Raw genomic sequence first — 23,046 nt, forward strand, 5'->3', positions numbered from 1 at the left:
ACTTCGCAGTCAACGCACTATTTGTCAGCTAATGCTTACCGGCTGCACGGCGCATTCGGGACTCTCACCCTAAAGATGTATGTGCTGCCACTCGCAAAAGAAAGCATCCGATAAATATCAGATACTTTCTGGATTATTATTGAATAGTAACTTTCACCTTACGAACTCCCCAGCTTAACGCGCGTTGGCGTGTCGGCACATATACATCAATTTTATTTCCTTTTATTGCACTACCAACATCACCCGCAATAGCATAACCGTAACCTTCGACATGAACTAACGTCCCTAAAGGAATAACACTAGGATCTACTGCAATAACTTTTGAATTAGGATTTTTCTTTAAGTTAATTCCCGTTGAAGTAATCCCAGTACATCCAGCACAGTCAACCGTATAAGCAGTTGCTGTTACAGTAATTACTTTCGCATCTTCCTCCTGCTTTTCCTCTGGGGATTCAGATGATTTGGAGCTTTCTTTCACTTCACTTTTATGCTCTAAATTACTATTTTCTTTCTTCTCAGATTTTGTCGTTTTATCAGTCGAGGCTCTTTGCGCTTTCGCTTCTTCTTTTGCTTTTTTCTCAGCTTCCCTCTGCGCTGCAGCAATCTGTTCTTTTACTTCTTTTTCTACAGAAGCAAGATTACTGTCCTTCGTTTCCAGTTCTTCTACCAGTGAAGCTAACTCGTGTTGCTTGCTTTCTAATGCAGCTTTATTCCGTTCTATGTTTTGCTTTTCTTCAGTTATTGAAGCTAATGTCTCTTCTTGTTCTACCTTCATCGTATTTAACTCGGCCAATTTTTGTAGAGCTTTTTCTTTATTTTCTTCTACTTTCTTTATATCGTTTTCAAGTTGTTTCATTAAAGAAGCATCTGATTCGACGATTTTATTTACGGAATTTACTCTACTAATAAAGTCACCGAAACTGCTAGAGCCGAAGATTACCTCCAAATAACTTATGGAGCCTCCTGTTTCCTGATAGGAAGCCATTCTGTTTTTCAAAATTTCATGTCGTCTCTCAATACTTGTCTCTAATTCTTTAATTTCTTCTTGTAAGAATTTAATATCACTTACTGTTCTATCTATATCTTTTTCCGTTTCTTCAATTTGCGTTTGTTTTTCTGTTAATACTTGGTTAACTCGTTCAATTTCTGTATTTAAATCTTCCATTTCTTCCAGTATTCCTGCAATTTTTCCTTCAGCAGAAGATAAATTTTTCTGAATATCTTCTCGCTGTTCTTGAATATCTTTTAAATCATCTGTCGATTCTGCGTGGCTATAACTATTGTGAAATGGATTTCCTATTACCATTGCAGTAGCTAGAGTAATTACAGTTAATTTCTTTTTCAACTTTTTCCCCTGCTTCCTTCATTACGAGTCTATATCCTAGTTATAAAATTTTACTAGTCTAATAGTTAGTATATCATGTACAAGTGACATAATTATTATCATGGTATTACAATTATATTTCACCTCTATTACGCTCTGCTCACAAAATAAAACTCAACTTACATAATAGAAAGCTGAGTTTTCCATGTACTCTATACTTCTTACAAATATTGTTTGATTACATATTCAGAGTAATTTCTCAAATTCGCTAACTGATACAGGTTTACTGAATAGAAATCCTTGAAGTTCATTACATTCAAGTTTTTTTAATTTTTGAGCCTGTTCCTCGCATTCAACGCCTTCTGCAACTATGTTAATATTTAATCTCTTTCCTAGCGCAATAATAAAACTAGTAATATCTTCGCTTTCTCTGTTTGTGTGAATATCCTTGATGAAATCCTTATCAAGTTTTAAGGTACTAAAATTAAACTTCCTTAGATAATCCAATGATGAATATCCTTTGCCAAAATCATCCAAGGCAATTTGAACTCCTAATTTTTTTAGACCTTCTATCTTATCTACTAATTCCTGATCATTTTGAATGAGTATACTTTCCGTTATTTCCACTTCTAACCACTTGCCCTCTATTCCACTTTCATCTAAGAAGCTTGCAATCCTTCCTACCAAGTCTTTTTGCAAAAATTGAAGTGTAGAGAAATTAATGGATACTTTAAATATTTCCTTTCCCGCTTCTTTCCATTTTTTTACTTGTTTGCATGCTTCCTGATAAACCCATTCTCCAATTCGAACAATCAATCCTGATTCTTCAGCTAGATAAATAAAGTCATCTGGATAAAGCATGCCTAGCGTTGGATGGTTCCAACGGATTAACGCTTCTGCTCCGCAGATTTTTTCACTTTTTGCATTCACCTTAGGTTGGTAAAACAGTTCGAACTCATTATTTGAAAGAGCCTGATATAAATCGTGTTGCAGTCGAAGTGATTTGGATGCCTTCTCTAACATATCCGGTGTGAATATATAAAAGTCGCCTTTACCACGTTCCTTAGTTAAATACATCGCTAAATCAGCTGTTCGAAGTAAAGAGTCTATATCTTCCCCTGATTCAGGAAAACTGCTGATTCCAATACTACCAGTGATGTTTAGTTCATACTGATTAATGGAAATCGTTTCTTTTAAACTGCTTTTTATAGATGTTGCTGTATTATATATTTCTTCATCATGTTTAATATTTGGTAGCATGATAATAAATTCATCCCCACCCCATCTACTAATCATTCCATTTTTAGGTACTGACCTTTTTAATACATGCGCAACTTTTATTAATAGTCTATCTCCACTCTCATGGCCTAATGTATCGTTAATAGATTTGAAGTTATCTAAATCCACAAATAAAACTGCTAGCCTCTTCTTATTTTCTTTGCATGTTTCTAATTGTTTTTGCAATTTTTCTTCAAAAAACCTACGATTTGGTAAACCTGTCAGAAAATCATGATACGCGAGGTATTCTGCTTCTTCCTGTACTAATTTCAATTCTGTTATATCACGATAATTTACCACAACTCCGTTTATGATTGGATCGGTAATGAGGTTTGTAGCGACCGCCTGAAAATAACGCCATTCACCATTTTTATGCTTTAAACGAAATTCAACTATTAGTGAGTCATTTGTGCCCTTAGTAAGAAGATATTGAAATTCCTTGCTTATTAATTCCTTATCATCTGGGTGAATAAGTTGATATAGATCACCTGACATTTCATGGGATTGATATCCTAATACCGTTTCAAGTGATGAACTAAAATAAACAATGTTACCAGAACTGTTGATAATACTAATAATATCACTAGATTTCTTTATCAGATATCGAAATTTTTTATCTTGATTCTCTTTTTGTTCAAACCATTGCATGTATTGAGTTATATCCTTACCGATAACAAAAATGCCAAGGTTTTCATCATCAACAGATATAGGTACAGCATCAGCAAAAATATTTTTTATCTTCCCGGTGCTATGTACTATTTTAAATTCTCTCCTAGTTATCTTCTCATTCAAGGTATCATGTAAAAAATCCTTAACTTTACTTTTATCTTCCGGGTGTAAAATACGAAAAATCTTTTCATTTATTAATTCTTCTCTTTTGTACCCAGTAGTATCTGAGAAACCTTCATTACAATATATAATTTTCCCCGTGGTGTCTAATATATAAATCGTATCAGTATGTGAATTAAGCAGTTTATTATAAAAGCGATTATCCGCCTCCAAATAATGCTTTAATTTCTTATTTTCATTCATAGCATCACCTTTTATTACAAATTATGTAAGGGTGATTTAAAGCCACGCGCAGATACGCCTGGCTTTAAATCTCGTATGCTTAATCCTCTTCTCTTCCAGTTGGTCGTCTAAATTCTTCATAAGTCTGCAATGAGTGTGGAGTTGGATCATCAACATCTAATTCTTCAGCGAACTCTGTCCCATAATTTACTTGACCAGATGTTCTTGTTGGGCGATTTACTGGATCTTCCCCAATTGGATAAAGAAGTCTTGTTAAATAATACAATCCACTTAATCCAACCAGGCCATAAACCACTCTTGATAGAAATTCGTTCTGTCCACCAAATATCGCAGCGACTAGATCAAATTGAAAAAATGCAATTAATCCCCAGTTAAGCGCACCAATTATAATTAATGTTAAAGTTAAGCTATTCAAAAACCTCATGCCATCACCTCCCAAAAATTACTACATTACACCATTAGTTTGAAACATTTATAAAAAAACATACATACGGTGCCTGTCACTCCTCGTTTTTTGTCAAATTTTGTCGGTGGTTAAACCAAAAAAATGCCTCTACCTTTGAGTTAGAGACATGTTAATGAGCATAGTAGTGCTAGAGAGTTCTTGCTACCGTAACGTTTCAAAAATTTAATTAAAGGTAACATCGTATATCTCCAGCTTATACCAAGTGAACACTCCTTCATCCAATACCCAAGAGACATCCATTTCTATCGGTATTTTAATTCCATTAACTCTTCCATAATTTTTTACTTCACCAATACATTCTATAAGTTGGGCAGTTTCATCATGGTCTTTATATCTCATTGCGGATACCTTAAGCAAATCCCCGGTTATATCAAAAAAATAAGTAGCAGTGCCCGTAGTTCCACCATATTCCATCGTAGCCTTTGCTGTTGTCTCATCAATGGATTCCCAGGTTATAGACGGGTGAAGAGCTGCAGTGGGATACCAGGGCAACTCAAGTAAATATCTTTGTAAGGAGGATTGATTCACTTTTTCATTCTCAGCTACTTTTACAACAGGGATGACAGAAGCTATTTTCATGGTCATCTCTCCTGTCCCATTCTTAAAAACATCTATACCTGACACAGGAATAATGGGCATCATTTTCATGTTAACTTTCCATACAAAGCCCGGATCGTTCACTGTTATATATTGTTCGGCTTCCGCACTGGACCATTTTTCTTGATCAGGTTTTAGCTTCATCTGCCCTTTCTGTTTAAATGAAACGGTCTGGATTTTTTCCGTTCCTACTACCCCAATTTGCTGCAGCCATGTTTGTACTGGTATTGGAAGGTCCTTCAACATAGCTTCTGAAACAACTTCTCTTTCCGTGGATTTTTGCTGCTGGTACATTTCTTGTATTTCACTCTTTACTTGATTATTCATATTCCAAGCTGCAGATCCGATGATTAGAACAACAAGAATAATTACATTTGCGATAGTACCGACTTTTGCATCCTGCCACGATAGAATAATCAATAGCTGCGAAATGATAACTGCAGCTCCCCCAAGTATCCACCACCAGTCTATGTTCCATAAATATAAGATGGCGACAATTAAGAAAAGGAATGCCGTTAACAACCAAATAATTCCCAGTGATTTTGAAATTTCCATTTTAAAGTCGTTTAATTTCATAAGATTAAATGCCTTCATAAATCCCATCATATGAATCAATCCATGCAGTACAACAATGAGAACGAATAATATCCGCACCTCAGCTCCTCCTCTCCTTTAATAAAGACAACTCCCTACTTTTAGTGTAAAAGAATATAAGTGTCACATGCCTTATAAACTTGACAATTTACTAACACCTGGATCATTTTCCATTGGAGTTGTTATATAGGCAAAGATGGATAAACAAGCTCTTAGAAATCTCAAAATTTATGGAGGTGAGATATAAATATATATATATTGATTGAAAACATAAAATACTGCCACCTCCTTCCTCATAGGAGGTGACAGATTCTTAAGTAATTAATTCATAGTACGAAGCCAGTTTGCTAAATAATCATGCGTATATACATCATCTGGATAATTAATAAAAGCAGTGTTTCCCTCTTCATAGAGGAATTGCATAAATTCGTTTAAAGCTCCCATATACTGTTCATATAGAAATTCAAAACTAACTGTTTCCTTTGGCATGAGATTTTCTTCGCAGAAGGCTGGATCTGTATAATTTACATAGGTACGACATGGAATGGGCCGAACTTCATATGCCATACACTGATTCGTTTCCGTATCAAGTAAAGGGCAAGGAACAAAGCTTTTTCGATATTTTCTTTTAAAATCATCGTCTTCCTCATAATTCAAGGTCGTAATTTGGTCAATTTTCGAACCATACTTCTCATAATAATCCAATAGGTGCAAATGAATTTTTTGTTTTCTCTCTTGTGGGAATCTCTCGATAGCTTTCTTCATCATTTTCGCTTCCATTTCATTAATGATAATTGGAAAATAACAGCAAAAAGCACAACCTAACCGGCATGTTGCCTCCATTTTTACATTTGCTTCCATACTATCCATCTCATCACTGACTGTTTGCAATAACTCTTGGAAACTAGCTACTATTTTCTCTTCTGCAGTTGCGTCTTCCTCTGCCCATTTTTCAATAATCTTATAAAACTTCTCTTCATCTATCTCATATCTCTCCATCAACTGATTACATTTATCCTGAACTTCTTCAAAGGTAAGAAATTGCTTCATATAAATACTCCTTCACTCAACTTACAATCTATCTCTATTGTTAACGATATTTAACAAAAAGTAAACAGGATAAATCCTCCTCTACTGGACGTATTACTAGTTTATAAATGTTCCAATAAGTTCCAAACAACATAAAAGTCCAGTAAATCCAAATTAAGGATTTCTGGACTGTTTGATAGGTATTAAGCTGTCTCCTTTTGGTTACCAACAATAAGATTTGCTTGAAGCAGTCTTTGTCTCACTGTTATACCAATCCAGCTAGCGAGAAATGCTTTAATTAACCCTACAACTATAAATGGATAAACTCCAGCAGCCATTGCTGCCCCCCATTCCAAATCTAGTACGAGCTTTAACTGTAAGGTACCGAAAATCAATGTAACAACCATTCCCACTATATTCGCAAACAGTGCCATAGGAATAGTGAATTTCGTTTTTTCGAGTATTAGACCCGTTACATAAGCAGCAGCAATAAATCCAAAAATATAGCCGCCAGAAGGACCAACGAGTACTTGTGGACCTCCGCTAAAACCAGCAAAAACTGGTAGACCTACACCTCCAATGGCCGCATAACATACCATTGCTATAGCACCTTGACGGCTTCCTAAAATGGTGGCAGCAATCCCAACTGCCAAAGTTTGTCCACTTATCGGAATAAGTGGGAGTGGAATTTCCACTTGAGCTAAAATTGCTGTTATTGCTGCAAATATAGAACAATTTATCAGCATCCGAAGCTTTGTATTTTTGTTATCCATATGCAACTACAACTCCTTTCCCTTTTATAAAATTTTCTTATTATTTCGATTGTATTTTAACACCTGTTAATTGTCAACTTATATTTTTATAAGGTAAACAATTATTACCCCCAATCAAAACCCCACTCGTCCAGCCGACAAATACCGACAAAACTCGGGAGGTGACAGGCACCGAAAAAAACTTTACAATGTTTGGGAAAGGAGTTTATTTAAATGAACACAGATTATCAATTACCAGAATCTATTTCTAACATTCTGGATCTAAATAAAAAATCAGAGTCTACTTTTATGGAGTTAATCCGTGATGGTGGTTATATGCCTCCGAATATGGATTTACTTGTGGATGCCATATCTGCTTTAAGTATGGGGAAGAATGTATTGTTAAAAGGACCTACTGGTGCTGGGAAAACCAAGTTTGCTGAAACGCTATCTCATTTATTCCGTCAGCCAATGTTCAGTGTTAACTGTTCCGTGGACTTGGATGCTGAAAGTTTGCTTGGGTTTAAGACATTAGCATACGAAGGTGAGAAACAAGTAATTGAATTCATTCCAGGTCCGGTCATCAATTCGATGACACATGGAACTTTTCTATATATTGATGAAATCAACATGGCAAAACCGGAGACACTTCCACTAATTAATGGAGTTCTTGACTACCGCAGAACGATTACCAATCCGTTTACGAACGAAATTGTTTCAGCAAAACAAGGTTTTGGAGTAATCGCAGCGATAAACGAAGGCTACATTGGTACTGTACCACTAAATGAAGCCTTGAAGAACCGCTTCGTAGTTATTGAAGTGCCATACATTGAAGGTGAGCAGTTAAAGAACTTAATCAACACCAACACACAATTAGAAGATGAGACGACAATCGATTTATTTGTTAAACTGTCTGCTGACTTAATACAAGCCGTTTATCAAGGAAAATTATCAGAAGATGCAGCATCTATTCGTGCCCTTTTAGATGCTTGTGATTTAAGTGTATTAATTCCACCTAAACGTGCTATTCAGCGTTCCATTGTTGATAAACTGGACGAAGATAGAGAACGTGAATTTGTCATGAATTTAACTGAAACACTATTTTAGATAGGAGTAATCGTAATGTACCGTTTTCATGATCGCAAGGTGGATACAAATCTTTTCATGCAACTGCAGGACTTAACAACTGTCCTGTCTGGTAAACCTAATTTTGCGTTCGAATATAGTTTCGGATCGTTTATCGATATTATCGATGATAAGGTAACAGCCAGCAGAATGTGGGACACAGCGAAAGAAGAATACAAAGAGGCTGGATTTAAATCGGATGTCTATTTACGAACGATTGGTTCCTTAAAATATTCTCATATCCCTTCCATGAAAAGCTATTTAGAAAACGTGAGGGAAGCAAGTTTAACTAAATTTGCTTCCCAGTTATTTGCGCTGCTAGAAGATATTCGCCTTGAAGAAGAAATAAAAAAAGAGCGACCAGGCACAAAAAAAGTTTTTACCATCCGTAAGTGCTACTTAAAGCATAAATTTGAAAACGAACTTAACTCTCACGTTACGAGAGGCTTGGCTTTAGATGAGCTTTTATGCTTGATCTATTTATTGTTACAGTCGGATAGCCCGGAACCAAGTTTTCCACGATATACCGAAGCACAACTTGAGCAATTGGAAAAAATGAAACCCCTCCTTTATTCTGTGTTTGAAGCAAGAACAACAGATGATATTACAAGAATTAGTGAACAGATTGTTTTCAGATTGGACGGCTATTATCAAGATACAATCTATGAATACTTTATCTTTCCCATTGGCCATGTTCAGGACATGGAGAAAAATACTTTATTTGATGAGCTGACTCGAACGGATGAGTTAAAAAATGATGATAAAGAAGAAGTCGATGAAGATAAGAATGAGGTTATGGAGGAGCAGTTTTCTAGTTGGCACCGGGAAAATCAAAACAGTGATAGAAAGCAAACATTCTTGCAGTTTGAATTAGAAGTTGGAACAAAAACAAATATAATGGGTGGCGGCGCTAGGGAAACAGAGGACGCCGATCAAGCGATGGGCACTATTCAAGGTGCTTCAGGTCAAAGTAAGAACAAAGACTATTCCGAGCTTGAATCATTGGACAAACAGGAGGCAACTAAAGGGAAAAATGGCGAATTTGAATTTGGTGAGGAAAATAAAGATGCTGTAAAACATATTAAGGAAGCAAATCCCCCGACAACAGAAGAGATACAAACTTATAAAGAATATGTTTTGGATATTGATCCATATAAGCGAAAACTTGCTAACACTATTAAAAAAACCATTGAACACAAAAAGAATGCCCCACGAAGAGATTTAATTATTGGACGTTTATCTAAGAAATTACTACCTGTTGTACTAGACGAAAGCCCTCGTGTCTTTTATAAGAAAAATCAAGAATCCAAAGAATTCGATGCCGCTTTCACCTTATTAGTGGATTGCTCTGCTTCCATGCAAGGAAAAATGGAAGAAACCAAACGTGGGATTGTACTTTTTCATGAAGTATTAAAACAATTTAAAATCCCCCACTCCATTGTCGGTTTTTGGGAAGATGCGATGGAAGTGACAGAAAATTATCAACCGAACTATTTCCATGTTATTCATTCCTATAATGATTCCTTTTATCAGAATAACGGAGCAAAAATCATGCAGCTGGAACCTGAGGAAGATAATCGAGATGGTTATAGTATTCGCGTAATAACAAAGGAACTAGAAGCTCGCCGTGAGAAAAATAAATTTTTATTAGTCTTTTCTGATGGCGAACCAGCTGCTTCTGGATATGATCAAAACGGGATTGTTGATACCCATCTTGCTGTTTCAGAGGCACGAAAAAAAGGCTTAGAAGTTATTGGAATGTTCTTATCTGATGGCGAGATAGATGAGAGTGAAGATCTAACCATGAAGAACATTTATGGCAAAGAGCGCCTAATGGTACCAAGCGTTTCCGAATTACCAGAACACTTCGCACCATTAATAAAAAAATTACTATTAAAAACGATATAACGGGAGGTGCCTGGCACTTCCCGGATTTTGTCGTTATTTGTCGACGTTCGATCACGGAATCCATACTTTACCCGATTTGCCATTCTACCTGCTTATAATCAGGTAACTTTTGATATTCCATGTCCTTTACATTTGTCATTTGAATAATCCACGCCTGGTCTGTAAGTAACTCAGGAGATTCAAAAACTTTTTTGTTTATTGAAACGATTTCTCCTGAAATAGGAACCGATATCTCATGAACAGCTTTTAATGTTTCCACAATTAAAAGAGGTTCTCCTTCTTCAATTTCACCTATTGTCAGCAGCTCCATAAACCTAATATTCCCCATTTTTGCAACTACTTTTGGAGTAAAACCAATCCTACATCCTTTCATAGTCTTAGCTATCCACAATCCATCCCCTGTCACTTTCCAATTATCTCTTACCATACAACCCCTCCAATCTAATTTCATTTATGTATAATCTATATACTTATTCAGCAAGTCCTATGTTAAAAGATTGGTGCCTGTCACTCCCCGGAATTTGTCGAAAAAAATAGTGAGCGAATCGTAGTTATTCGCTCACTGCTTTTATTCGCTATTAACTTCCTACACTAATTGATTTACTGTTATCCATTTGTGTATTTTCTCTTATTTCATTACTTGACTGTACTTGCTCCATTTGTGCGATTCTGCGTTTTTGAAGGAAATAAATAAGGACAATCGCCGTTAATCCTACCCCATCTGAAAACACTCCTGGGAACATGGTCATCAAACCACCAAAAAGCAATGTTATTCTCTCCAGCAGACTTGTATTAGTTACTAACCAGCCTATCGTTCCTGTAGCCAAAGCAATAACACCAATACACGCTGTAACAAATGCTATACTTACCTGCCATATACTTCCATCCATCAGTAAAGAAGGTTCTAGTACAAACATATATGGCACAATAAATCCAACCAATCCTAATCGAACCGCTTCAAGACCAACTCGGTTCGGATTAGCATTAGCAATACCTGCTGCTGCAAACGCTGCAACAGCAACTGGTGGTGTAATCGCAGAAAAAATAGAAAAATACACAATAAATAAATGAGCAGAAAGGACGGAAACACCTAACTCAATTAACGCAGGTGCAGCTAACATTGCAGTTAGAATATAAGCAGCAGCAACGGGCATTCCCATACCTAGAATGATACAAATAAACATAATCAAAATTAATGTTGGAATCAACATACCTTCTGTTAATCCGAGGACAATACTAGTTAACTTCCCTCCAAGTCCCGTAGACATGATTCCTGCAATAACTAAACCTGCTGCCGCACAAGCTGTTGTTACAGGTATAGCTGATTTCGCCCCCTCTACCATTGCAGTCACTATTTCCTTTAGACCCATCTTTGAGTTTCCTCCAAACCAGCTAACTGCAATGATTGCTAAGATTCCATAAAAACCTGTTCTAGATGCGCTATAGCCCTGGAAAAGGAAAATGACTAATACAATCAATGGAATAAAATAATACCAACCTTCTTTTAAACACGTGTAAATCTTAGGTATGTCCTTGTCATCCGTTCTTGGTAGATCTAATCGCATTGCTTCAAAATGAACCATCGTAATTAGTGAAATATAATATAAAATACCTGGTATTAAAGCTGCCATGACAATCGTTCCATAAGATAACTGAGTAACTGCTGCCATTAAGAAGGCAGAAGACCCCATGATTGGCGGCAAGATACTACCACCTGTCGAAGCAGCTGCTTCAATTGCTGCAGAAAAGGAGGATTTATATCCGGTTTTTTTGCTAACAGGAATAGTGAAACTGCCAGTTGTCACAACATTTGCTGTTGGACTTCCAGATATCGAGCCAAAAAATGCACTTGCAAGGACAGCTACCTTAGCCGCTCCTCCCTTCGATCTTCCAGCAATTGCCGACGATAATTTGAAAAAGAATTCTCCTGCACCAGCCTTTTTCAAAAATGCTCCAAACAACATATACATAAATACAATAGAAGCTGCAACAGAAATTGGCGAACCCCATAATCCATTAAAGCTAAAAGCCAATTCATCTAAGAATTCCACTGCACTAAACTGACGGTGCCCCCAAATACCTGGTAAATGATGCCCCCATAATGCATAAGCAAAAAATAAAAAAACAATAGCTATTATTGGTAATCCTATCGTTCTACGAGCTGCCTCAATCGTCAATATAACGAAAACAAGACCAAAGAGAATGTCAAAACCAGATAAAGGATCCATAATTGGAATACGAACAGCAATACGTTCAGCATGTATGGTGAAATAAATACCTGCCGCCAAAACAATTAGTGCTGAGAAATAATCTATGATTGTGGGCTTAGTGCTTGGTTTATTTTTTTTTGAGAAACCATAGACTAAAAAGCTCAACGCTAATATGAAAGATAGATGTATCGACATTTGGTTAATTGGATCCATTTTCCCCCAAACCATCGACCATATTTGAAAAACTGCTAGAGAAAAAGCGACAATTGCCACAACATTTACATGAAAACCAGTTAATTGACGTCTATATCCTTCATAGAACCATCCTTTTAATATCTTTCCAACATCCATAGAAAAAGAACTCCTCTCTCAAGGAAATGTTTTTATTTACCTCTTTCAACTAATCCAGTACTCCTATTTCCTTGAAGAATTCTTCTGCACCTGGATGAAGAGGCACACTCCCGACGTCGATCATGTTTTCAGATGTCAAATTTTTAAATTCTTCATGTACAGTACCTAAGTAATCCAAGTTATCATAAATAGACTTTGTCACTTGATATACTTCTTTCTTCGGCACTTCTTTATTTACAATTAGAATAGCTGGTGTATTAACGGTATTTATATCAGTTTCTAAAAAATCGTAGCTCCCCGCCTCTATTGTACCTGCATCCATACCTAAGTTATCAGAAACACGTTGAACAATTTCAGGGGTCAAACTAAATAATTTCAACTCATTTGTTGTTGATGCTTCAATAATGTCGCTGGAAGGAACGGATACAGCATCACCTGTAGCATCAATTCTTTTATCTGCCATTAGTTCAAATGTTTTGGATCCTCCTAAGTGGTCTACTGAACCACCCCAATCCACAATATCATCATATGTCACACCGTATTCCTGAAAAATATTTCTAGTAATAATTTCACCTGCTGACCCTTTTTGATCTACTGACAAACGGAGAGGAGCTTTACTTTCAAACATAGATTCTAATGAATCATACTTGAAATCTGCTCTAACGATAAATTGATAGTAATTTGCTGGAATAACTACACTTATTGCTCGTATGTCCTCAAATGACTGATTATACGGTTCTTCCCCACTATATGCAGCATATGCAGTCATCGAATAGGACAATCCATATGGTGCTTTGTTTGTCCCTACTGTTAGCGGGTTTTCAACAATGCCACCGGGTTCTACAGTAATAATCGCTTCATTATTTTCCCGTCTAATAGATTCTGCCACCCCCTCAGTGAAAACAGACCACGCTCCACCAGTGCGCCCTCCCATAATAGTGGTTTGAATTACCTCATTGGATTCGGACTTTGACTGACTTGTATTAGAAACGGTTGATTCTTCTTTTCCACATCCAGTTAAGAATACTAGTCCAAATAGGAGAATGATGATTAATCGTTTAAACATATCTTCTCCCCCACTGCAACGCCTTTTTTACTCCCCTCTTTAACTTGTAAACTTATATCTAATGCTTTCACGGAATGAGTTAGAAATCCCAAAGAAATATAGTGAACTCCACAGTTACGGTAGGTTACTAGATTTTCTAATGTTATTCCTCCAGATGCCTCAGTCACAATTGTTTCCGGAACAAGGGAAGCAAATTCTCTCACTTCTTCTGGTGTCCGGTTATCAAACATAATAACGTCTGCACCAGCTTCTACAGCTTCCAACACCTCTTCCTTTGACTCTGTTTCTACTTCAATCTTCACCATATGGCCAACATGTTTCCGTACTTCCTTTACCGCCTTGGTAATTGATCCACAAAATGAAATATGGTTATCTTTTATCATTACACCGTCATATAAACCTTGGCGATGATTTTTACCACCTCCACAAACAACTGCATACTTATCAAACATTCGTAGTCCAGGTGCAGTTTTTCTTGTATCACATATTTGAATCGCTTTATCATTCAATTCCTGTATACTTTCTCTGGTAACTGTTGCTATCCCGCTCATTCTTTGTATTAAGTTTAAAATCACTCTTTCACCTGTGAGTAAGTGAGCAATAGGTCCGGACACATCCGCTATTTTTTGACCTGCTGATACTCGATCTCCATCTTTAAAATAATAAACAACTTCCATCTTTGAATCTAACAATTGATAAGCCTCTGCAATAACTTCCAATCCAGATAGAATACCATCTTCCTTTGCAATAAAGATACCCTTCCCATATTTATCAAGCGGAAAGATTGTTTGACTGGTTATGTCGTTATCCCCAATATCTTCCAATAATAAAGATTGCAATGTTCTACGCAATTTTAATTGATTCATCGTTTCTACTCCCTACACTATTTTTATATCGTTACTTATTTTATATATTTTTCAAAGAAATCTCTGTCATTGTGAAAAATATCACATTAACATAAAAAAATTATATGTATTCCCCTATGATTCCCCCTATAAAACAATCAATATATACATGTGTCTTGACACCTATATTTACATAAGATTAACATAATATCAAGAGAAAAATATCACTATTTAAGCTTTTTTTCGCAACGTCTGCTGCTTTTTAACTTTTGTAAAAAGAAAAAAGTGCGACAATAAAACAAAAAACAGCCCTTATTAAATTTTTTTGATATGATATAAACGATATAATACGATGAAATATTTAGGGAAGTGTACGGAAGAGAGAGATTACTGAAAATGCAAAAGAGCAGAAATCTAAGGAGGAATGTAATAAACAATGCCCGATAAAGCGAAAATTTCTTCAAGCGAGCGTCAATATTTAATTATTAAACAGCTAAAAGCAACAAATTCCCCAATAACAGGGAGTGAATTTGCTAAAAAAACGAATGTGAGTCGACAGGTCATTGTCCAAGATGTCTCCTTATTAAAGGCAAAGGGTGAGCCTATAGTTGCTACCAGTCAAGGTTACATCTATCTAACTCAGGATACAAATGAAGATTTACATCAGATAGTAATTGTGTGTCGACATAAACCAGAAGATACAAAAGAAGAACTTTATCTCATTGTTGATCATGGGGTGACCATAAAAGATGTAATTGTTGAACATCAAGTGTATGGAGATTTAACAGCATCTATTCGCGTTAACAACCGAAAAGAAGTAGATCAATTTGTGGAAAGAATTGAAAATACCAGTGCAGCTTATTTATCTACACTAACAGATGGAATTCATCTACATACTATAGAAGCAGATTCCAAAGAAAAGTTAGAAGCTGCTTGTAAAGATTTGGAAAAAGCAGGAATATTACTATCGAAGGAAAATTAAAAAGATCCCTTGGTTTCAAGGGACTTTTTATCTATACGGCATAATCTAAATTAGATAACTTCTTTTTTAAAGCATCTTCATATGCCTGATAATCTTTCTCAGAAAACAATGTCAGTACAACTTTACCAAATGTATTATTTTGAAGGAAATCTATAATAGCATTAATGGCAACAACAGATGCTAGCTGGACTGGATATCTGTATACACCAGTAGATATAGAAGGAAATGAAACACTAGTAATTCTATTCTCCATTGCTAGCTTAAGTGAGTTATTATATGCATGGACTAAGCGTTCTTTTGCTGATTGTTTATTTCCATCCCAAACAGGCCCAACCGTATGGATGACAAATTTTGCAGGAAGATTATAACCTTTTGTGATTACTGCTTTTCCTGTACGTAGATAATTACCGTCCAAATCTTCTTCGCGAATTTTCTTGCATTCTTCTACTAAATCACTACCAGCAGCCTGATGAATCGCACCATCAACACCGCCACCGCCCATAAGCGTACCATTTGCTGCGTTAACAATGGCTTCTGTCGATTGTTTTGTTATATCCCCTATCATCAGTTCTAGAGAGTTTCCATTAATCTCTATTTTCATGCGTGCTAGTCCCTCCTCAAATTAATAGCTCTAGCGTCCAGAATTTACAATGGCTTTACAAATATCTATTATAACAATAATTTTATAAAATAGCATAGTTATTTTTATATTTTTCTATAGTTAAGAAAACTATTAGTAATCTTTATGCACAAATTCTTTCTATCATTCATCCAATATCACAAAAATATGTTCTATTATTGTTTAGTAAAAAAGGGTATAATGAAAAGGTTGAAACTGTAAAAAGGAGCGTTTACCAATGTAATATAAAAATCCCCAAACACCTTATAAAGCTAAAATATAAAATGAAAGGGATTTTTTATGAGTACGATAACGAATGAAGTAAACAAGCGAAAAACATTTGCGATTATATCCCACCCAGATGCTGGGAAAACAACTTTAACCGAACGATTACTATTAGTTGGAAACCTAATTCGAACTGCTGGTACAGTAAAAGGTAAGAAATCAGGAAAATTTGCAACTTCTGACTGGATGGAAATTGAGAAACAACGTGGAATTTCCGTTACATCCAGTGTAATGAACTTTGAGTATCATGATTTTCAGGTTAATATATTAGATACACCTGGTCACGAAGATTTTAGTGAAGATACGTATCGAACCTTAACAGCTGTAGACAGTGTGGTCATGATTATTGATGCTACTAAAGGGATAGAAGCACAAACACTCAAGCTTTTTAAAGTTTGCCGTATGCGTGGAATTCCAATCTTTACATTTATTAATAAACTCGATCGTGAAGGAAGAGAACCATTAGATTTATTAGAAGAAATTGAAGATGTGCTCCAAATAGAAACCTATCCAATGAATTGGCCAGTTGGTATGGGCAAACGGTTTCTTGGGATATTCGATCGCCACGGAAAACAGTTTGTAAAGTATAACGGCAATGAAGAAGAAACATATATTCCATATGAAGATTTAGAAAAAGGAATGCATGAAAACCTAACCACAAACGCAACGTTTGATGCCACTAAAGATGAAGTGGCGTTACTAGATGAAGCTGGAAATGACTTCTCTTTAGAAGCTGTTCTACAAGGAGAGCAAACTCCAGTGTTTTTCGGAAGTGCTTTAGCGCCTTTTGGGGTGAATATCTTTTTTGACACATTTATATCAATGGCACCTACACCTAAACCTCGAAAAACAACTGAGGGAGTTATGCAGCCGAATAATCCAGATTTCTCAGGATTTATTTTCAAGATTCAAGCAAATATGAATCCTGCACATAGAGATCGTGTTGCTTTCTTACGAGTATGTTCTGGAAAGTTTGACAGGGGAATGAGTGTAAAACTTGCCAGAACAGGAAAAACACTTAAGCTTGCGCAATCCCAGCAGATTATCGCATCAACAAGAGAAACGGTCGAAGCAGCTTTTGCTGGAGATATTATCGGAATTTATGATCCGAATGCCTACCAAATCGGGGATACTTTAATAGAGGGAAAACATCAGTTTGAATACGATGAATTACCACAGTTTCCACCAGAAGTATTTAAGAAAGTGACCGCAAAAAATGTGATGAAATCGAAGCAATTTAAAAAAGGAATTGAGCAACTTGTTCAAGAAGGGGCTATTCAACTGTTTAGAGACAAACGTACTGAGTCCTATATTCTTGGTGCAGTTGGTGAACTTCAATACGATGTGTTCAAATATCGTATGGAAAATGAATATAATGTGGAAGTGATGTTTGATACAATTGGTGATCGAATTCCCCGTTGGTTAAACCCAGAACAGCAAGTCGATGAGTCATTATTTGATGAGCGAAGAATGTTATGTAGAGATCGTAATGATAACTATCTTGTCCTTTTCCAAAACGAATTTGCATTAAATTGGTTTAAGGAAAACAATCCAAGCATTGACTTAATAGATCTATTTGAGGTAAATAAATATGCACAATAATTTGTACGTGAGATAGTCCAGCATGGAGTATCTCACGTTTTTTGTGAATTTCACTTTGCTTTCTGAAACATCTTAATATATAATCGCTTTAATATTCTATTCTTATACTTGCAAAAAACAAAGTAAGCCCTGCATTTGAAATGGCAGAGCTCTATATGAATAAGGGGTTCATTTATTACAATAAAAGATCCGAAACCCTAGTATATTATCATATTTTTTCATATAGTAATGATGTTTTCTTAATACGTCAAATAATTGATCATCTATTTCATCCGATAAAGAAAAGTCAGGTGAATTCTCTAAATTATGCGATTCTAGATTAGGTTTGTATTTATCTACTTGTATATGTTTAAACCCAGCATTTCTATACATGTTTATCCATTCTTCGGTGGTTTTAAGGTGGGGAATACCGTAGAAATGTGTAATTTCGCTTAAATTATCAACATCTGAAATAGAATCTTCTAATACCATTTCAATCGCAAGCAATGTTCCTGGTTCCTTTAATATTCTGCTGCATTCGCTGATACTTTTATCCGCATCGGTAAAACCGAGAACCGATTCTGATAAAACAATATGAAAACTATTATCCGCAAAGTCTAAGTCTTCGATGTTTCCTCGTTTCGCGTGTACGTGTACCGGTAATTTCATGGAGCGAAAACGCGCTTTCGCTTTTTCCAGTACAACTGTATTATAATCTAATGCCGTAACTTGACATCCATATTTATTAGCAATGTAAGCAGCAGTTTGGCCAGTGCCGCAACCAGCATCCAATAATTTTGTAGATGCGACGATTTTCTCTTTTTTTAATACTTCCTTTGTCAACTTTAGTCCACCCGGATGAGCACCACCGACACCTAGTTCCGCTATACAATTCATATAAGTTGGCTGCAATATTCTCCCCCTTCATTAATAGTTGGTATATTATTCTATGAAGCCAAATCATCTTGTTTCCTCGTTATTTATGAGAGAGTTTGTTTTAGTTAGACTAATATTTTTATCGTTTAATAAACTTTGAAATCATCGGACTAACTTGTTGATATAAGCCATTTATTTGTTGAGCTGTCCCCATTATTTTATCAATGTCCATCTCTCCATCAGGCGTTTGGAACATTCTTATTAGCGCTTGAATATTTGATGGCTGTTGTCTTTGTCTAGATGGTGGTCCGAAGAGAAATGGATCTCGCTGAGAATGAGGTGGTATTCTACGAGGGGGGCTAGCAGGTTTTTGTTGTCTTTCCGGAAACATCTTATTCCTCCCTCCTTCAAGGATTAATATTATACTATAAAAAATCTACCAACACAGTGCTTATTAAATCCAGAACCATGGAAGCAATGCAAGAGTAGCTATAGCTCCTAGTGCAACTCCATACCCAAATCCAGGTCTATACCCATACGGGCCATATCCGTAAAATCCATATCCGAATCCACCGATGCGTCTACCGCCCCCAAGAGGCTGGATAAATACCCGGCGTTGATCAACATTGCGAATTATTCCCCTATGCTTTCTACCATCTCGTGTTGTAATTTCTACCGCCTTTCCTCGATGACGATTACACAAATCATAATAATACCTTGACATCTTTTCACCTCCAAATTATGTCATCATATGGCATCTTATGAATCCCAATCAATTTATGTAAGGGGTGAATATCACAAATTGATACAAGGCCTTAAACCAAATATCCATTCGACAAATTCCGGGAAGTGCCAGGCACCAAAAATCGCACTCTATGTTTTTCCACTTGTTATAGCTACTCCTAAAACCCCATTAGTATGCAAATTATCCAATAGTTGACCCGAATCACCTTTATCAATGGCACCAATTATTGAAGTTTTTGCATCCAATCGAGCTGCTGCAACAGGTTGTTTTGCTCCTTTCCCTCCCAGGAATGAAACTTACTTTTTTACTTAGGATTGTTTCACCTACTAACGGCGAGTTTTCCGTTTCAACCACCATATCCGTATTCAATCTGCCAATAATGGCAATAGTCACGTCTCAAATCATCACTCCTCACTAAAATCATATCGGATTCTTTATAAAGATACGACATTAGAAAAAACTCCACAGCTCTTAATAGCTGCGGAGTCATTCGACAAATTCCGGGAGGTGACAGGCACCCATTTATTCGTTAGAGAGTTTAAGGATGTCTAAGAGTTTAAAGAATAGGCTTAGGACGATTGCTACGATGGTTGCTAGTCCCATTCCTGATAGGGCAACTTCTCCAATATTTAAGGAAGCCCCACTAACACCAATTCCTAATACAACACAAGTAAGAATTAGGTTTTGTGAATTATTATAGTCTACTTTTCTTTCAACTAACATACGTAAACCACTTACTGCGATGATTCCGAATAATAACAGAGAAATCCCGCCCATTACTGGTGTTGGTATAGATTGAATTAATGCAGCCAATTTCCCACAGAAGGATAGAAGCACTGCTATGACAGCTGCACCACCGATAATCCATGTAGAATAAACTCTAGTAATTGCTAGTACACCAATATTTTCTCCATAGGTTGTATTTGGTGTTGAACCTAAGAAACTTGAAATCATCGTTGAAATACCATTACCAAACAAGGAACGATCAAGTCCTGGTTCTTTTACCAAGTCTTTTTTCACAATATCACCTGTTACTACTAAGTGACCAATATGCTCTGGTATTAATACTAATGCTGCCGGTAAGATAATTAAGATATCAGACGAGTTAAATTCAATTTGGTAGAAAGTTGGCATTTGAATCCAAGCCGCTTCACGAACAGCGGTATAATCCACGATTCCGAAAAAAGTTGCTATGATATAGCCTGTTATAATTCCTAATAGAATTGGGATAATCTTAAAAAAGCCTCTCATGGTTACCCAGTAAATAATCGTAGAACCAAGTGTTAATAAAGAAACAGTAATTGCAGTTGTATCAATAGCAGCATCAGCAGGTCGCAATAAGCCTGCCATATCTGCTGCAGTTGGTACAAGTTCCAATCCGATAACCGCTACTATCGCTCCCATTGCTGCTGGAGGAAAAATAACGTCAATCCATGATGTTCCAACTACTTTGACAAGTAATCCTACTAGAACAAGAACAAGCCCAACAACGAAAAAACCACCTAATGCTGCTCCATACCCTCCACCAGTTGTTAAAACTGCTGTTACAGGTGAAATAAAGGCAAAGCTAGAACCTAGATAAGCAGGTATTTTCCCTTTCGTTATAAAGATATAAAGGATCGTTCCAATCCCATTCATTAAAAGGATTGTTGCAGGATCTACTCCAAATAAAATAGGAACCAGGACGGTTGAACCAAACATGGCAAATAAGTGCTGGAAACTTAAAGGTAAACTTTGTAACAATGGTAAACGTTCATCTACTTGGATTTCACGTTGTGACATAACTTCTTCTCTCCCTTTTATAAATATGTTATAAAATCATAAAAAAAGCACCTTGCCTGGCGTCCTGGCAAGGTGCACACAAAATTGCACACAGCAAAACAGAAGGTAGATTCCTAGTCTTCCTATATTGCTATGAGAGTACAACTGTATTCCGCACAACCTTGCCAGCCTCACAGGACTGATTTAAAGGTTTTTAGTATTTATATACATTATTACAGACAAATAGAGATAAAGTCAAGCATCATTTTACAATAATCGACTAAATATACGTTTTGTACTAGCTTTATAACTCATATTTTTTAACCACTAAATCCCCAGTATATTTCTAAATGCAATACAGTGTTCTTCTTCGTATTACTATTGTAAAACACTAATAAAATAATTATGCACCAAAATGCTCTCGAACAGGTTCTACAGCTAAGATATTTTCTAATTTAAAGATTCTAAATTTCTGTTTGAAATAACAATAAGCCAGCACACGGTCTTCGTTTATTCGAATTACCCGAATCATTCTTTTGGTAATTTGATTGGTATTTGAAAGGTATATAATATAAAGTCTCTTTTGCTGATTAATGGATTGAAGCAACAACTTATTCATACGTAACCTCCTACCAAAACGGAACGTTTGTTCTTATTTTATCATATTTTCTTTATAATAAACATGTTTTTAAATTAAATTGGGATACTAAAAATATTATTCCCAAATGAGTTTTATTCATAAAAAGGAGAAAAAAGATGGCTGAGATAACATTTTTCGTACAGGAAGCAACAAGTAGAAGGGATATTCAAAATATCGAATATCTGTTAAATGAATATGACGGCATGGAAAGAGTATTAATCGATACAGATGACGGAGAAATTAGAATAGAATTTAATGATCGCCTTATTACAGATGAACAAATAGCTACAGCTTTAATGGAACAAAACTATACGATACATTGAGAAGATTTTTAATTTAATCCTCCATTAATCCTCTTACCTCCTAGTATAAAAAGGCTGTACCAAGCAAATTATAATGAAGACGGTGGAGAAAGGTGATTTATTTTATGAATATAATGAGGAGGTTTGCGATGGGTATTTTAAGTGGAAATCCAAAAGAAGAGCCCATGCATTATGGTGAAGTTCATGGTACTTGGTCATTTATTAACGGTGGAAAAGGAATGATTGCTGGCTATCAAGTCTTTCGAAATCACGCAGGTGACCGTGATTTAATTCAACTGATTGATGAAGTCATTAAATTAAGCCAGCAACAAATAAAGGAAGTGGAAACCCTTTTAAAAGAAAACGGAGTTGGTCTTCCGCCAACACCACCTGAACGTCCTAAAGCAAACTTAGATGACATTCCAACTGGTGCACGAGCAATGGACCAAGAAATTGCTGCAACCATGTCTGCCGATACTGCTGCTGGGTTAATATCCTGCAGTACGATGATTGGTCAGGCCATCAGAGAAGATATTGCGACCATGTTTGGTCAATTTCACACACAAAAGGCAACATTAGGAGCTAAAATTCTTCGTCTCAATAAGGAAAAAGGCTGGTTAGTACCCCCTCCGCTTCATAACCATCATGCCGAAGAATAGTAAAATGATGAACGAAATT

General features: G+C 36.1%; 22 protein-coding genes. 6 read left to right on the plus strand and 16 right to left on the minus strand.

The window, feature by feature from the left end; genetic code table 11:
* Window positions 1–136: 136 nt before the first annotated feature.
* The 6 genes from D8M06_RS20315 to D8M06_RS17115 form a co-directional block, all read right to left on the minus strand.
* Window positions 137–1,345, minus strand: coding sequence for a PcsB-like coiled-coil domain-containing protein (locus tag D8M06_RS20315; RefSeq protein ID WP_121205802.1), 1,209 nt, complete (start codon window positions 1,343–1,345; stop codon window positions 137–139).
* Window positions 1,346–1,570: 225 nt separating this feature from the next.
* Window positions 1,571–3,634: a sensor domain-containing protein gene (locus tag D8M06_RS17095; protein ID WP_121205803.1), complete on the minus strand. Its 2,064-nt coding sequence runs from the start codon at window positions 3,632–3,634 to the stop codon at window positions 1,571–1,573.
* A 79-nt stretch (window positions 3,635–3,713) separates the two neighbouring features.
* Window positions 3,714–4,058, minus strand: a complete 345-nt coding sequence (locus D8M06_RS17100; RefSeq protein WP_121205804.1) for a DUF378 domain-containing protein — start codon at window positions 4,056–4,058, stop codon at window positions 3,714–3,716.
* A gap of 204 nt (window positions 4,059–4,262) precedes the next feature.
* Complete coding sequence (locus D8M06_RS17105; RefSeq protein WP_241558979.1) at window positions 4,263–5,351, minus strand: DUF6920 family protein; 1,089 nt, start codon at window positions 5,349–5,351, stop codon at window positions 4,263–4,265.
* A 261-nt stretch (window positions 5,352–5,612) separates the two neighbouring features.
* Window positions 5,613–6,341 carry a YkgJ family cysteine cluster protein gene (locus D8M06_RS17110; protein WP_121205805.1) on the minus strand — a complete coding sequence of 243 codons (729 nt, stop codon included), beginning with the start codon at window positions 6,339–6,341 and terminating at the stop codon, window positions 5,613–5,615.
* A gap of 182 nt (window positions 6,342–6,523) precedes the next feature.
* On the minus strand, window positions 6,524–7,093 hold the full coding sequence (locus D8M06_RS17115; protein ID WP_121205806.1) for a biotin transporter BioY: 570 nt from the start codon (window positions 7,091–7,093) through the stop codon (window positions 6,524–6,526).
* 213 nt (window positions 7,094–7,306) lie between these two features.
* Here D8M06_RS17115 and D8M06_RS17120 point away from each other — a divergent pair, with 213 nt between their 5' ends.
* Entirely contained in the window at window positions 7,307–8,179 is an 873-nt protein-coding gene (locus D8M06_RS17120) for an ATP-binding protein (protein WP_121205807.1), read from the plus strand.
* Between the two features lie 15 nt (window positions 8,180–8,194).
* A complete protein-coding gene (locus tag D8M06_RS17125; RefSeq protein WP_121205808.1) occupies window positions 8,195–10,105 on the plus strand; it encodes a vWA domain-containing protein in 1,911 nt (636 codons plus the stop codon).
* Between the two features lie 67 nt (window positions 10,106–10,172).
* Here the strand turns inward: D8M06_RS17125 and D8M06_RS17130 are convergent, their stop codons facing one another.
* The 4 genes from D8M06_RS17130 to nadC all read right to left on the minus strand — a co-directional run bounded on the left by D8M06_RS17130 (window position 10,173) and on the right by nadC (window position 14,598).
* Complete coding sequence (locus tag D8M06_RS17130; protein ID WP_158591815.1) at window positions 10,173–10,532, minus strand: biotin/lipoyl-containing protein; 360 nt, start codon at window positions 10,530–10,532, stop codon at window positions 10,173–10,175.
* A 151-nt stretch (window positions 10,533–10,683) separates the two neighbouring features.
* Entirely contained in the window at window positions 10,684–12,666 is a 1,983-nt protein-coding gene (locus tag D8M06_RS17135; protein WP_121205810.1) for a TRAP transporter permease, read from the minus strand.
* A gap of 49 nt (window positions 12,667–12,715) precedes the next feature.
* Window positions 12,716–13,732, minus strand: a complete 1,017-nt coding sequence (locus D8M06_RS17140) for a TAXI family TRAP transporter solute-binding subunit (RefSeq protein WP_121205811.1) — start codon at window positions 13,730–13,732, stop codon at window positions 12,716–12,718.
* On the minus strand, window positions 13,717–14,598 hold the full coding sequence (gene nadC / locus D8M06_RS17145) for a carboxylating nicotinate-nucleotide diphosphorylase (RefSeq protein WP_121205812.1): 882 nt from the start codon (window positions 14,596–14,598) through the stop codon (window positions 13,717–13,719). The genes D8M06_RS17140 and nadC overlap by 16 nt, the downstream gene beginning before the upstream one ends.
* A 415-nt stretch (window positions 14,599–15,013) precedes the next feature.
* On the opposite strand from nadC, the gene D8M06_RS17150 reads away from it, so the two are divergent.
* Window positions 15,014–15,559, plus strand: a complete 546-nt coding sequence (locus tag D8M06_RS17150; protein ID WP_121205813.1) for a transcription repressor NadR — start codon at window positions 15,014–15,016, stop codon at window positions 15,557–15,559.
* Between the two features lie 31 nt (window positions 15,560–15,590).
* Here D8M06_RS17150 and D8M06_RS17155 read toward each other — a convergent pair whose 3' ends face one another.
* Window positions 15,591–16,160, minus strand: coding sequence for an O-acetyl-ADP-ribose deacetylase (locus D8M06_RS17155; protein ID WP_121205814.1), 570 nt, complete (start codon window positions 16,158–16,160; stop codon window positions 15,591–15,593).
* A gap of 318 nt (window positions 16,161–16,478) precedes the next feature.
* Between D8M06_RS17155 and D8M06_RS17160 the strand changes: the two genes are divergently transcribed.
* The gene (locus tag D8M06_RS17160) at window positions 16,479–18,065 is read left to right on the plus strand and encodes a peptide chain release factor 3 (RefSeq protein ID WP_121205815.1); all 1,587 of its coding nucleotides are present in this window, start codon (window positions 16,479–16,481) and stop codon (window positions 18,063–18,065) included.
* Between the two features lie 168 nt (window positions 18,066–18,233).
* Here the strand turns inward: D8M06_RS17160 and D8M06_RS17165 are convergent, their stop codons facing one another.
* The 5 genes from D8M06_RS17165 to D8M06_RS17185 form a co-directional block, all read right to left on the minus strand.
* The gene (locus D8M06_RS17165; protein WP_241558980.1) at window positions 18,234–18,956 is read right to left on the minus strand and encodes a class I SAM-dependent methyltransferase; all 723 of its coding nucleotides are present in this window, start codon (window positions 18,954–18,956) and stop codon (window positions 18,234–18,236) included.
* Window positions 18,957–19,059: 103 nt separating this feature from the next.
* On the minus strand, window positions 19,060–19,311 hold the full coding sequence (locus D8M06_RS17170; protein WP_121205816.1) for a YppG family protein: 252 nt from the start codon (window positions 19,309–19,311) through the stop codon (window positions 19,060–19,062).
* A 63-nt stretch (window positions 19,312–19,374) separates the two neighbouring features.
* Window positions 19,375–19,644, minus strand: coding sequence for a hypothetical protein (locus D8M06_RS17175; RefSeq protein WP_121205817.1), 270 nt, complete (start codon window positions 19,642–19,644; stop codon window positions 19,375–19,377).
* A 543-nt stretch (window positions 19,645–20,187) separates the two neighbouring features.
* Window positions 20,188–21,447: a uracil permease gene (gene uraA, locus D8M06_RS17180; protein WP_121205818.1), complete on the minus strand. Its 1,260-nt coding sequence runs from the start codon at window positions 21,445–21,447 to the stop codon at window positions 20,188–20,190.
* A 382-nt stretch (window positions 21,448–21,829) separates the two neighbouring features.
* A complete protein-coding gene (locus D8M06_RS17185; RefSeq protein WP_121205819.1) occupies window positions 21,830–22,045 on the minus strand; it encodes a WYL domain-containing protein in 216 nt (71 codons plus the stop codon).
* 137 nt (window positions 22,046–22,182) lie between these two features.
* Here D8M06_RS17185 and D8M06_RS17190 point away from each other — a divergent pair, with 137 nt between their 5' ends.
* Together D8M06_RS17190 and D8M06_RS17195 are read left to right on the plus strand one after the other, a co-directional pair.
* Complete coding sequence (locus D8M06_RS17190; protein ID WP_121205820.1) at window positions 22,183–22,389, plus strand: heavy-metal-associated domain-containing protein; 207 nt, start codon at window positions 22,183–22,185, stop codon at window positions 22,387–22,389.
* Between the two features lie 128 nt (window positions 22,390–22,517).
* Entirely contained in the window at window positions 22,518–23,027 is a 510-nt protein-coding gene (locus tag D8M06_RS17195) for a DUF3231 family protein (protein ID WP_121205821.1), read from the plus strand.
* Window positions 23,028–23,046 lie beyond the last annotated feature (19 nt).

The organism is Oceanobacillus halophilus, from assembly GCF_003628505.1.
Lineage (GTDB): Bacteria > Bacillota > Bacilli > Bacillales > Amphibacillaceae > Oceanobacillus > Oceanobacillus halophilus.